The 12723-nt window shown below is 75.1% G+C and carries 7 protein-coding genes and 1 pseudogene; 4 read left to right on the top strand and 4 right to left on the bottom strand.

Features of this window, described 5'->3' with window-relative positions; translation table 11 throughout:
• Positions 1 to 4 precede the first annotated feature (4 nt).
• Both gloB and IPL61_14970 read left to right on the top strand, forming a co-directional pair.
• The gene (gene gloB / locus IPL61_14975; protein MBK9032590.1) at positions 5 to 769 is read left to right on the top strand and encodes a hydroxyacylglutathione hydrolase; all 765 of its coding nucleotides are present in this window, start codon (positions 5 to 7) and stop codon (positions 767 to 769) included.
• Between the two features lie 84 nt (positions 770 to 853).
• Complete coding sequence (locus IPL61_14970; protein ID MBK9032589.1) at positions 854 to 2719, top strand: serine/threonine protein kinase; 1866 nt, start codon at positions 854 to 856, stop codon at positions 2717 to 2719.
• A 388-nt stretch (positions 2720 to 3107) separates the two neighbouring features.
• Here IPL61_14970 and IPL61_14965 read toward each other — a convergent pair whose 3' ends face one another.
• Complete coding sequence (locus tag IPL61_14965; GenBank protein ID MBK9032588.1) at positions 3108 to 4361, bottom strand: OmpA family protein; 1254 nt, start codon at positions 4359 to 4361, stop codon at positions 3108 to 3110.
• Between the two features lie 93 nt (positions 4362 to 4454).
• Here IPL61_14965 and IPL61_14960 point away from each other — a divergent pair, with 93 nt between their 5' ends.
• Entirely contained in the window at positions 4455 to 5486 is a 1032-nt protein-coding gene (locus tag IPL61_14960) for a hypothetical protein (protein ID MBK9032587.1), read from the top strand.
• Positions 5487 to 5519: 33 nt separating this feature from the next.
• Here IPL61_14960 and IPL61_14955 read toward each other — a convergent pair whose 3' ends face one another.
• Complete coding sequence (locus IPL61_14955; protein MBK9032586.1) at positions 5520 to 6413, bottom strand: M48 family metalloprotease; 894 nt, start codon at positions 6411 to 6413, stop codon at positions 5520 to 5522.
• Between the two features lie 300 nt (positions 6414 to 6713).
• Positions 6714 to 8350, bottom strand: a pseudogene (locus tag IPL61_14950) (formate--tetrahydrofolate ligase).
• A 191-nt stretch (positions 8351 to 8541) separates the two neighbouring features.
• On the opposite strand from IPL61_14950, the gene IPL61_14945 reads away from it, so the two are divergent.
• Entirely contained in the window at positions 8542 to 11706 is a 3165-nt protein-coding gene (locus IPL61_14945; protein ID MBK9032585.1) for a DUF349 domain-containing protein, read from the top strand.
• A 25-nt stretch (positions 11707 to 11731) separates the two neighbouring features.
• Here IPL61_14945 and IPL61_14940 read toward each other — a convergent pair whose 3' ends face one another.
• A complete protein-coding gene (locus tag IPL61_14940) occupies positions 11732 to 12703 on the bottom strand; it encodes a hypothetical protein (GenBank protein MBK9032584.1) in 972 nt (323 codons plus the stop codon).
• Positions 12704 to 12723: the final 20 nt, after the last annotated feature.

Below are 12723 nucleotides of genomic sequence, written 5' to 3'. Positions count from 1 at the left end.
GAGGGTGCGTATCGTCCCCGTGCCCTGCCTGTCCGACAACTTCGCCTACCTGGTGATCTGCGAGGCCACCAAGGCCGCCGCCGTGGTCGATCCCGGGGAGGCGCCGCCGATCGCCGCCGCGGTCGCGGCCGAGGGCGTGACCCTGGTCGCGATCTGGGCGACCCACCACCACCCCGACCACGTCGGCGGCGTCGCGGCGCTGGTCGCGGCCCAGCCCGACCTCGCGGTGATCGGCCACGCCAGCGATCGCCCGCGCATCGGCGGCCTGACCCGCGGCGTGGTCGCCGGCGACGAGCTCGAGCTCGGCGAGCTGCGCGCGCGCGTGATCGAGAACCCCGGCCACACCAGCGGGGCGATCAGCTTCGTCGTCGGCGACGCGGTGTTCACCGGCGACACCCTGTTCGGCGCCGGCTGCGGCCGCATGTTCGAGGGCACGCCGCCGCAGATGCAGGCGTCGCTGGCGCGCCTGGCGGCGCTGCCGCCGACCACGCGCGTGTACTTCGGCCACGAGTACACCGCGGCCAACCTGCGGTTCGCGGCGGCGGTCGAGCCCGACAACCCCGCCATCGCCGCGCGGGCCGCGGCGATCGTGGCCGGGGTCGCGACGACGCCGTCGACGATCGCCGACGAGCGCGCGACCAACCCGTTCGTGCGCGTGACCGAGCCGACGGTGGTCGCGGCCGCGTGCGCGCGCGACGCCAGCATCGATCCGGCCGACCCGGCCGCGGTGTTCGGGATCCTGCGCCGCTGGAAGGACACGTTCCGGTAACGCCGGGGTAGCGGCCCGACCAGTCATTCGGCGATGCCCGTCGGCGATCCCGCGTGGCGCCGACGCGGTATAAGCTGACCCTTCATGCGGCCGGTACCCGCCACCGTCGGCAAGTACCAGGTGCTCGAGCGCCTGGCGGTCGGCGGCATGGCCGAGCTCTTGAAGGCCAAGGCCTTGGGCGAGCACGGCTTCGAGAAGCTGGTCGTGCTCAAGAAGATCCTGCCGCACCTCGCGGCCGATCCCGCCTTCGTCCAGATGTTCCTCGACGAGGCCCGGCTCACCGCCCAGCTCGATCACCCGAACATCGTCCACGTGTTCGAGCTCGGCACCGACGCCGACACGCCGTACATCGCGATGCAGTACGTCGACGGCATCGACGTGCTGGCGCTGCTGCGCGAGTGCGCGCGCACCCAGATCCGCCTGCCGGCCCAGCTGGCCGCGCTGATCGCGCGCGAGACCCTCGACGCGCTCGACTACGCCCACCACGCGCTCGGCGCCGACGGCCGGCCGCTGGGCCTGGTCCACCGCGACGTGTCGCCGGGCAACGTGCTGGTGTCGCGCCGCGGCGACGTCAAGCTCACCGACTTCGGCATCGCCCGCGCGTTCGAGCGCAACCACAAGACCGAGGCCGGCATGCTCAAGGGCAAGTACGGCTACATGTCGCCCGAGCAGGTGTCGGGCGCCGAGCTCGACGGCCGCAGCGACGTGTTCGCGCTCGGGATCGTGCTGGCCGAGACCGCGATGGCGCGGCGGCTGTTCTCGGCGCCGAGCGATCTCGACGTGCTGCTGATGGTGCGCGACGCCAACCTCGAGCGGCTCGAGAAGTACGCGGGCGACGTCCCGACCGAGCTGCGGGTGATCGCCGAGAAGGCGCTGCAGCGACGGCCCGAGGATCGCTGGCGGACCGCGGGCGAGATGCGCGACGCGATCACCGGCTGGCTGCACCGCAACGGCCGGCCCGACGCCCGCGATCTGGCCGGGTTCGTGGCGCGGATCCAGGCGGCGCCGTCGATGGACGACAGCGCGGTCGTGCAGTCGCCCCAGGTCGAGATCGCGACGCTGTCGGGGCCGATGACCCAGATGAGCCAGGCCCGGGCGCTGCGCGAGAAGAAGGTGGCCCGGGCCGAGTTCATCGCCGGCGTGTCGAGCGGCGCGCCCGACGAGGTGGTCGAGGACGAGCCGTCCCACGACATCGTCGTCGAGACCGATCTCGGGCCGCTCGATCGCGGGCCCCGACCGGCGCCCACCGACGCGGGCGACCTGCGGCAGATCTCGCCGATCCGCCTGCTGCACCGGCTCGCGGTCGAGCAGGCCGGCGGCCTGCTCGTGCTCGAGGGCCGGGCCGGCATCCTCAAGGAGGCGTACTTCGACGCCGGCCACCCGCAGTTCGTGTCGTCGAACGTCAGCACCGAGCGGTTCGGCGAGTTCCTGGTGGCGCAGGGGGCGCTGTCGCCGCAGGCGCTGGCGCGCGCGGTGTCGGTGATGCCGCACTTCGGCGGCCGGCTGGCCGACACGCTGGTCGGGCTCGGGCTCGTGCGCGCGATCGACGCGTACCGGCTCCTGTCGAAGCAGGTGAGCGCCAAGCTGATCGACGTGTGCACGTGGCCCAAGGGCCGCTACCGCTGGTACGCCGGGCGCAACAACCCGTTCACCGTCAAGCCGCTCCACCTCGACGCGTACCGGATCCTCGGCGCCGGCGCCACCGCGCTCGACGTCGCGTTCGTCGACGAGTGGGCCGCGGCCCACGAGCGCGATCGCCTCGAGCGCGGGCAGGTCGGCGTCGCGCTGCCCGACTTCGGCCTCGGCGAGGCGGTCGCTCGGGTCCAGGGCCTCGCGACCGCGACCACGCTGGGCGAGGTGCTGGCGCGGGTGCGCTCGGCCGACGCCCGCACCAACTTCCTGCGCCTGCTGTACCTGCTGGTCGAGACCGGCTACGTCACGGCCAGCTGACCGCGGCCGCGCACCGGTCCACGCGCCGGGAGGCTCGCGTCTTGGTGGTCTTGGGTGGGGCCCTGTCGGGCCTTGCCCCTCGAGGTGCCGACCCGGCCGCGGACTTCGGCGCACCCCTGCACCTGGGCCTGGCGACAGGTCCGCTGAAGCGCAGAGCTTGTCAGTCTTTCGGTCGAGCACCGGACCATGCGCCGGGCGTTTCGCGTCTCGGAGGGGCTCGCTTGTAACTTTTTCGGTCGAGCACCGGTCGATGCGCCGGGAGTCTCGCGTCCTGGGTGGGGGCCCTCATCGGGGCTTGCCCCTCGAGATGCCGACCTGGTCCGGATGAGCCCACGGCCTTCGGAGCACCCCTGCACCTGCCTGGGTTCGGCGACGAACCCTCTGGAGCTCAGGTGCCGCGGTCGGGGATGTACAGGCGCAGCTCGACCCGGCGGTTGCGCAGGCGGCCGCGCGGCGTGCCGTTGTCGGACACCGGCGCGGCGGCGCCGGCGCTGTCGACGACGATCCGGCCGCGGGCGACGCCGCGCTCGATCAGCGCCGCGCGCACGGCGGTCGCGCGCGCCCGCCCGAGCTCGAGCGCGAGGGCCTCGCCGTCGGCGGGATCGCCGGCGGGCGCGGCGCCGTCGGCGGGCGGCGGCGCCGGCTCGGGCAGGGCCTCGCGGTCGTCGGTGTGCCCGACCAGGATCACCCGCACCGACGGGTTCTGCTCGAGCACCTGGGCCAGGCGATCGAGCCCGTCCTTGGCGATCGCGCGGACCTCGGCCTCGCCCTCGCGGTAGAGCAGCCCCTCGACGGTGCCGACCACCTGATCGACCGCGGGCGGGACCAGGTCGGGGCAGCCGTCGTCGTCCTCGAAGCCGTTGTAGACCTCGGCCACCTCGGTGCACTTGTCGCTGATGTCGAGGACGTGGTCGAGATCGTTGTCGATGTCGGGGCAGCCGTCCTTGTCCTCGAACCCGTCGTGGTCCTCGGCGCGGTCGGGGCAGGCGTCCTCGGCGTCGGCCAGGCCGTCGCCGTCGCGGTCGAGCTCGGTCGGCGCGCGCTCGGGGCCGCGCGCGGTCGGCGCGGCGTGGGACCTTCCGAGGGGCACGTGGACGCCGAGCAGCACCTCGCCCTCGACGGTGACCGGGCGGGCGGCGTCGGCGCGCGCCGGCAGCACGCCGACGCGGACGTCGAGCCGCACCCGCAGGCCGCGGCCGGGGTTCCAGCCCAGCCCGGCCACGCCGAACCCGTCGACGGTGAGGCCGCTGTCGTAGATCACGCGCTTGCTCGACAGCGCCGTCGCCATGCCGACGCCCACGCCGAAGAACGGGCGCAGGCGCGCGCCGGGGCGCAGCTCGATCCGCACCAGCGCCCGCGGCTCGAGCCAGAACACGCTGACGTCGAAGGCGCGGGTGGTGGCCGGCGAGATCGCGAGCTCGAGCTCGGGCACCAGCCAGGGCAAGAGCGGGCGCGCGATCCGCGGGCCCAGCACGACCGAGGTGCCCAGCGAGGTCTGGCCCTGGCCGTCGGCACCGAGCACGACGTCGTCGGCGAAGCGCCGCGGTCCGAAGAAGCCGCCGACCTCGAGCGGGTCGGCGTGAGCCGCGGTCACCAGCGAGGCCACCGTGACGGCCGTCGCGGCTGAGGTCCATGGGCGCATGGCCGGGGAGTATAGCGGTGTGCGCTCGGTCGCGCGTGCCCGGGTGGTCGCTGGACACCCACGACCCGAGGCGCTAGCGTGCCAGATCGAGCGATGCGTCATGTGCTGGTCCTGCCGTTGATGGTCGCGCTGGCGTCGTGCGGCGGCGATGACGCCAGCAGCGTGGTCGACGCGGCGGTCGGCGACGCCAGCGGCGGCGACGCGGCGGTCGGCGACTGCTACCGCGAGCTCGCCGACCTCGCCAACGCGACGACGCCCGAGCCGACCGGCCTGGTCGTCGGCGGGCCCACGACCGCGATCTGCGGCACCGTCGCCACCGATCACCCGGGCCCGGCCGAGCTCGATCGCGATCGGTTCGAGCTGACGATGCCCAACCCCGGGCCGGTCGTGGTCCGGATCAGCGCGCCGGGGGCCGCGGGCCTGGCGCGGCTGCAGCTCGACATCGAGTCGCCCGGCGGGCTGGTGACGCGGGCCCGCGTGATCGGCGGCATCGGCGTGGCGGTCGCGGCGCTGCCGGCCGGCGCCCACGTGCTCACGCTGGTCGCGACCGGCGCCACCTCGGCGCCGATCCCGTACCGCATGTCGATCGGTCCCGACGAGCCGGCCGCGCGCTGTCCCCTGGGCGTGACCGTGCCCGACTACGTCGAGCGCGACGAGGCCACGGCCGGCCACCGCGCCAACGACGTCGTGGCCGTCCACACCCAGCCGCTCACCACCGCGGCGACGCCGCTGGCGTCCGACGCGCCCGAGGTCACCGCGCGGGCCGTGTCGTCGGGCGGTCGCGCCGTGCTCGCCGGCCTGTCCGCCGACGTGCCGCCGGCCGGCGACGACTACCACGACCGCGACACCTTCGCGGTCTACACCGGGCAGACCACGAACTTCCTCGAGATCCGGGCGGCGTGGGCGGCGGCCGCGGATCTGGACGTGTACGTGTTCGAGGCCGATCACCCCGACGATCCGCTGGGCTCACCGGCGGCGGCGGTGGTCGGCGAGCTGGTCGTGACCGCGGTCAAGCCGGCGACGCTGTACTGGATCTGGATCGGCGGCGCGACCCGCTCGGCCACGCTGCCCGCCAGCTACACGATGGCGGTGTGCGGCGCCGAGCTCACGCCCGCCGCGCCCTGACCGCGGCGGTCACGGCTCGGCCCAGCTCGTGGCTCAGGCCGCGCGCCGTCGCCGCGGCGCCACGTCGTCGGCCAGCGCCTGCAGCCGGCGGATGCGCTCAGGGATCGGCGGGTGGGTCGAGAACCAGCTCGCGACGCCGCCGCCGGACAGCGGCGCGCAGATGTACAGGCTGGCGGTGGCCGGTGAGTCGCCGACGGTGTGCAGGGGGATCCGGGCGTTGCCGCGCTCGAGCTTGGCCAGCGCGCTCGCCAGCGCCAGCGGATCGCCGGAGATGCGCGCGCCGTAGGCGTCGGCGCCGTACTCGCGCGAGCGCGAGATCGCCAGCTGGATGATCGTCGCGGCGATCGGCGCGACGATCGCCAGCGCCAGCGCGCCGATCACGCCGCCGCGGCCGTCGCGGTCATCGCGGCCGCCGCCCAGCATCACGCCCCACTGCACGGCGGTCGCGACGAACGACACGATCGTCGCCAGCATCGCGGCGATCGAGGCGATCAGGATGTCGCGGTTGTGGATGTGGGCCAGCTCGTGGGCGATGACGCCCCGCAGCTCGCGCTCGGTCAGCAGCCGGCGGATGCCGGTCGTGACCGCGACCACGCCGTGGGCCGGGTCGCGGCCGGTCGCGAACGCGTTGGGCGCGGGGTCGTCGATCACGTACAGCCGTGGCGTCGGGAGCTCGGCGCGCGCGGCCAGCTCGGCGACCATGCGCTCGAGGGCCGGGTCGGTGCCGGGCGCGACCGGGTGGGCCCGGTTCATGGCCAGGACGATGCGGTCGCTGAAGTAGTACGAGCCGAGGTTGAGCGCGACGGCGATGGCGCCGAACAGCCAGAGCATGCCGGGCGCCAGCGCGCCGCCGATCACCACGAGCAGCGCCGTCAGGGCGCCCAGCAGACCGATGGTCTTCAGCTGGTTGACGAAGGACGACCTCATGATGCGGATCACCGTAGTGCCCGCGCCGCGCGGCGCAAGCCCCCGGCCGCCGCCCGCGGTTCGCTCGAGGCCGCGCCGACGACGGAACCTGTCGAGAATCTCGAACTGTGGCGGACCGGGCCGGCGCCCGAGCTTGTGACCGCGCTCGGGCCTGCTTGGGCCGTCCCCGGGCCGGGAGGTTCTCCTGGATCGGGGCCCTGGCGGGGCGTGCCCCCGAGGTGCCGACCCGGGATAGTCGAGACCACGGATTTCGGAGGGCCCCTCCACCTGCCTGGGTTCGGCGACGAACCCGCTGGGAGCTCAGCCGACGCCGACGATCTGGCCGTCGACCAGATCGATCGCCAGCGCCCGCGGCGCCTTGGGCAGCCCGGGCATGCGCACGATCGCGCCGCACAGCGCGACGATGAAGCCGGCGCCGGCGGCGAGCTCGAACCGGCGCACGGTCAGGACGTGATCGTCGGGCGCGCCCGGGCGGCTGGGATCGTCGGTGAACGACGCCGGGGTCTTGGCCATGCACACCGGCAGGTGGCCGTGGCCGGCGGCCTCGAGCTCGGCCAGCTGCGCGACGGCCTCGTCGGCCAGCACCACCTCCTTGGCCCGGTAGATCTTGGTCGCGATCCGCTCGATCTTGGTGCGGAGCGAGTCCTCGGGCGCGTACAGCGTGCGGGCCGGCGCCTTGCCGTGGCGGGCCAGCGTGTCGAGCACCACCTGGGCCAGCGCGACGCCGCCCTCGGCGCCGCGGTTGGGCGCGTCGATCACCGCGAAGCCGACGTCGGCGGCCTCGACCGCGGCGCGCACCGCGGCGGTCTCCTCGTCGCTGTCGCCGGTGAAGCGTTGAGCGCGATCACCACCGGGCGGCCGAAGTGGCGGGCGTTCTCGAGGTGGCGGAGCAGGTTGGGCAGGCCGGCCTGGACCGCCGCGAGATCGGGCTCGCCGACCTTGCCCGGCGCGACGCCGCCGTGCAGGCGCAGCGCCCGCAGCGACGCGATGATCACGACCGCCGCCGGCGACAGGTCGCCGCCGCGCGCGACCAGATCGAAGAACTTCTCGCCGCCGAGGTCGAACCCGAAGCCGGCCTCGACCACGGCGATGTCGGCGAGGTGCAGGCCGGTCCGCATCGCGATCACGCTGGCGGTGCCGTGGGCGATGTTGGCGAACGGGCCGCAGTGCACCACCGTCGGCGTGCCGCACACGGTGGCCACCAGGTTGGGCAGCATCGCGTCGCGCAGGAGCGCCATCATCGCGCCGACCGCGCCGATCTCGCGGGCGGTGACCGCCGCGCCGTCGGTGCCGCGGCCGATCACGATCCGCCCGAGCCGGGCGCGCAGATCGTCGGGGCCGTCGGCCAGCGCCAGGATCGCCATGATCTCGGACGCGGCGGTGATGTCGAAGCCGCCGGCGTGGGCCGGGCCATTGACCTTGCCGCGGCCGACCTCGAGCTGGCGCAGCGCACGATCGTTCATGTCCATCGTGCGCTTCCACGTGATCTTCTCGGGATCGAGCGTGGGGGTGAGGCCGTGGTGCAGGTGGTTGTCGATCAGCGCCGACAGCAGGTTGTGGGCGCTGCTGATCGCGTGGAAGTCGCCGTTGAAGTGCAGGTTGATGTCGGCCGTCGGGATCATGCGCGACCAGCCGAAGCCGGTGCCGCCGCCCTTGAGCCCGAACACCGGGCCCAGCGACGGCTCGCGCAGCACGACGCACGCCCGCTGACCCAGCTTGGTCAGCCCGTCGGCCAGGCCGATCGCGGTCGTGGTCTTGCCCTCGCCAGCCGCGGTCGGCGTGATGCCCGACACCAGGATCAGCGCCCCCTTCGGCGTCAGCGGTCCGAGCGCGTCGACCTCGATCTTGGCCTTGTCGCGCCCGTAGGGACGCAGCGCGCTGGCGGGGAGGCCCAGGCGGGCCCCGATCTCGGTGATGTCGTGGGTGGGGTCGGTCATCGGGCCGCGAACCTACCTCAACCGCCCCCCAGCGGTGGTCGCGGGCGCCGCGGCAGACCGCCGCGTCCCGCCGGGTGGGCGAGGACTGGCGCACAAAGACCCACGTCCCGGGCGCTCCTTCCTGGTACCTTCCGCGCCCCATGGGTCTGGCTGACTTCTTCCGTCCCAAATACCGCCACAGTGATGCCAAGGTGCGCCTCGAGGCTGTCCGCGCCCTGACGTCCGACGAAGCCGACATCCTCGCCACCGTCGCCAAGAGCGACAAGGACCCCGGGGTACGCCGGGTCGCCATCGAGAAGCTCGAACGGGTCGAGCTCCTGGCCGAGCTGGCCGAGAGCGAGCACGACCGCGGCAACCGCGACCTCGCCGGCACCCGGGCCGCCGAGCTGTGGGTGTCGTCCGCCTGTCAGGGCGACGACGCCGAGCTCGCCGCCAACGCGCTGGCCGGGCTGGTGAAGCTCGGCGACGATCGGTCGCTGGTCGCGGTCGCGACCCGCGCCGCCGATCACGCGCTGCGCGCCCGCGCCGCCGACGCGATCCGCGAGGCCCGGGCGCTGGTCGAGCTGGCCAAGGCCACGACCTCGCCCGAGGTCCGGCAGGCCGCGCTGGCGCGGCTCGACGACGCCGACGCCCTGCGCGGGCTGGCGATCGACACCAGCGTCAAGGAGCTGGGCCTCGCCGCGCTCGACAAGCTCACCGCCGAGGACGTGCTCGAGCAGGTGGCGCAGAAGGCCAAGGCCAAGGCGGTGCGGCAGCGGGCCCGCAAGCGGCTCGACGAGTTCGCCGCCGCGCGCGAGGCCGCGCGCCCCAAGGAGGACGACGCGCTCCGCCGTCGGAAGGCCGAGAAGGCCCAGGTGCTGCGCGCGGTCGAGGCCCTCGCCGAGACCTTCGACTTCGACAAGGCCGGGCCCGAGATGGCCACGGCCGAGGACACCTGGCGCGAGCTCGGCGACACCAACGAGCCCGCGCTCGAGGAGCGGTTCGCGCGCGCGGTCACCCGGTTCCACAGCCGCCAGGAGGTCGCGGCCCGGGCCGTCCACGAGCCGCACCGCGAGCTCGATCAGCGGCGCGAGCCGGCGGTCCCGGCGCCGCGGCGCGAGCGCGCGCGCGATCCCGACGACGTCGACATCATCAACCCGGTGCACGGCGACGTGCTGGCGCGCAAGCCGGCGCCGCCCGAGGACGACGCCGCCCGCGCCGCCCGCGAGAAGGAGGCCGCCGAGCGGCGCGCCGCCCGCGACGCCGCCCGCGCCGAGGCCGACGCCGCCCGGGCCCAGGAGGAGGCCGAGCGCGAGGCCAAGAAGAAGGAGTACGGCGAGCGGGCCGGCCAGCTGGCCAAGAGCCTGGCGGCGCTGATCGACGACATGGAGGCCGTTGCCGGCGAGGCCGGCGGCGATCCCAAGGCCATCGACCGCCTGCTGGGACAGGGCGCGACCGCGTTCGCGCAGCTCGGCAAGGTCGCGGCCGCCGAGCGCGACGCGCTCGAGACCCGCTACGTCGCGGCCCGCGGCAAGCTGGTGGTGCGGACCCAGGAGCTGCGCGAGGGCGAGGACTGGAAGCGCTGGGCCAACGTGCCCCGGGCCGAGGCCCTCGTCGCCGCCGCGAAGGAGCTGGCCGAGCGCGAGGAGGCGCCGACGATCCAGCTGCTCAAGGTGGTGCAGCAGGCGTGGAAGGAGCTGGGCCCGATGCCCAGCAAGAAGAGCAAGGAGCTGTGGGACACCTTCAAGGCCCACTGCGACGCCGCGTTCGCGCGCATCCGCAGCACGCGCGCGGCCGAGGACGAGAAGCTGGCCGGCAACGTCGACGCCAAGCGCGAGCTGGTCGCCGCCGCCCAGGCGCTGGCCGACTCGACCGACTTCGAGGCCACCGCGCTGGCGATGAAGGAGCTGCAGAAGCGGTGGAAGGACAGCGGCCCGACGCCGCGCAAGATCGGCGACGAGCTGTGGCGCGAGTTCCGCGGCGCGTGCGATCGGTTCTTCGAGCGGCGCAAGCCGACCGTCGAGGCGGCGCTGCGCGGCGAGCAGGACAACCTGGCCGCCAAGCACCAGCTGATCGCCGCGGCCGAGACCGTCGTCGCCAAGGCGCCGGGCGAGGCCGGCTGGGGCAAGGCCATCGGACAGATCAAGGATCTGCAGCGCGAGTGGCAGGCGATCGGCCGCGTGCCCCGGGCCGAGGTCGAGCCGCTGTGGCAGCGGTTCCGCGGCGCGTGCGACGCGCTGTTCGCCAAGCGCGACGCCGCGCGCGACGCCGAGGCCGACGCCCAGCGCGCCGAGCTCGAGGCGGTGCGCGCCGACATCGAGGCCGTGATGGCCGGCGGCGCCGACGTGGCGCCGCGGGCGCTGGCGGTGCGCGCGAAGCTGGCCGAGCTGGCCGAGCGCGATCTCGCGCCGTCGGCCGAGCTGCGCGGGCTGTACGACCAGATGGTGCGGCAGGTCATGACCGCGCACGGCGACGCCCTGCGCGGCACCGACCTGGATCCTGTGGCGATGGCCAGCGCGCGCGCCAAGCTGATCGAGCGGGTCGAGCGGCTGCTGCCGCAGGCGGCGCCGACGGTGTCGCTCGACGGCGCGGCCCCGGCCGATCTGGCCCAGCGCCTCAAGCAGGCGATGGCCGGCAACGCGCTGTGGAAGGGCGACGGCCGCGATCCCATCGAGGTGATCGACGAGGTCCGCGGGCGCTGGGCGACCGTCGGACCGATCGTCGGCGCCGACGCCGAGGCCGCGGCGGCGCGGTTCGAGGAGCTGTGCGTCCAGGTGCGGACCGCGCACGGCGCGGCCGGCGATGACGGCGCGCGCGCGGATCGGGCGCCGCAGGGCGAGCGGGGCGAGCGCGGTGGCGACCGCGGTGGCAAGCGCCGCGATCGGCGCGATCGTCGCCGGGACGAGGGTGCGCAGCAGGTGGCGAGCGAGCTGACGGCCGCGCCGCCGACCGCCGAGGTCGTGGTGCCGCGCGCGGTCGCCCCGACGCCGGTGGCGCCGACGCCGATCGTGGCCCCGATCGCCGCGGCGGCCGTGGCGCCGATCGCGGTCGATCCGCCGGTCGAGGCCGCGCCGACGCGCGCGCGGACCTCGACGCTGCCCCCGGGCGTGACCGAGGAGCTCGACGACGAGTGGGACGCGCCCGCCGCGGCGCCAGTCGTCGCGGCGCCGGTCGTCGCGGCGCCGGTGGTCGCGGCGCCAGTCGTCGCGGCGCCGGTGGTCGCGGCGCCGGTGGTCGCGGCGCCAGTCGTCGCGGCGCCGGTGGTCGCGGCGCCGGTGGCGGAGGTCGCGCCCGAGACGGCGGCCGCCGACACCAGCTCGACCGCGCCGGTCAGCGAGACCGTGCCGCTCGAGGTCGTGGACGAGGGCTGGGACTGAGGTCCAGAGGCCTGTCGCTTGGCGGCTAACGCCGGACGCGCAGCGTGGCCCGCGCCAGCTCGCGGCCGTTGTGCGCGATCGCGAGCACGTGGACGCCGGGCGTCGTGACCAGCTCCATCCCGACGCGCCGGTCCCGGGCGGTGGCGCCGGCGGGCAGCAGGGTCCACTCGCCGCCGCGCCCGCCGTTGCCGAACGCCATCGCGAGCTCCATCGACGGCTGGCCGTCGATGGTGAACTCGAGCGGGTCGCGCGCCGGGGACAGGGCGACGGGCGCGTGGTTGGTCGCGGCGATGCGGACGTCGACCGTCGCGGTCCGGGCCAGCGCCACGGTCGCCGGCGTGACGGTCAGCGTCCAGGTGATGCGCGGATCCGGCACGACGTAGTCGAGCTCGGCGCACACCTGCGCCAGCGCGTCGGCGTGCGCGTGCTCGGCCGGCACCAGCGCGATCGTGCACGACAGGACCCGGACGTCGCGCGGGGTCGGGATCAGGTGCGCGACCGCGAGCTGATCGCCGGCGCCGCTATGGAAGGCCCAGCCCAGCACGCCCGGACGAAGCTCCGCGATCGCGCGGTCCCACGCGGCGCCCGGCGCGGCGGCGAAGCCGTCCTGGGCGGCCTTGGTCACGCGCGCGCGCGTGCGCGCGTCATCGACGCACGTGCCCTGGCAGCCCAGCTCGATCGCCAGCACGCTGCCCGCGTCCGAGCGCATCTCGAACCGGGGCCCGACCGCGTCTTCGCGCCAGCCCGGCGGGATCATCATCGTCAGGTCGACCCGGACGTCGCCGCCGTCGAGCAGGTACAGGTTGGGGCCGCGGGGCACGGCGGCGGTGGGGGCCAGGGCGGCGTCGACCGCGGGCGCTGGCGGCGGCGGGGCGGCGTCGACCGCGGGCGCCGGCGGCGGCGCGACCACGGCGGGGGCGTCGGCGGCGGGCTTCGCCGCCGGCTTGTGGCCGCACGCGCTGAGCGACAGGATCAGGACCACGACGAGGCGGCGCATGGGCCGAGCGTACGCCCGCG

It is taken from the genome of Myxococcales bacterium (genome assembly GCA_016717005.1).
Lineage (GTDB): Bacteria > Myxococcota_A > Polyangia > Haliangiales > Haliangiaceae > UBA2376.
Note: the sequence above shows the minus strand (reverse complement) of the source record. Positions and strands in the feature narration are given on the sequence as shown.

What these genes read in the sequence shown, in the direction of transcription:
- IPL61_14970 (MBK9032589.1), top strand. Translation starts at nt 854, where the DNA reads ATGCGGCCGGTACCCGCCACCGTCGGCAAGTACCAGGTGCTCGAGCGC.
- IPL61_14965 (MBK9032588.1), bottom strand. Translation starts at nt 4,361, where the DNA reads ATGCGCCCATGGACCTCAGCCGCGACGGCCGTCACGGTGGCCTCGCTG.
- IPL61_14960 (MBK9032587.1), top strand. Translation starts at nt 4,455, where the DNA reads ATGCGTCATGTGCTGGTCCTGCCGTTGATGGTCGCGCTGGCGTCGTGC.
- IPL61_14955 (MBK9032586.1), bottom strand. Translation starts at nt 6,413, where the DNA reads ATGAGGTCGTCCTTCGTCAACCAGCTGAAGACCATCGGTCTGCTGGGC.
- IPL61_14940 (MBK9032584.1), bottom strand. Translation starts at nt 12,703, where the DNA reads ATGCGCCGCCTCGTCGTGGTCCTGATCCTGTCGCTCAGCGCGTGCGGC.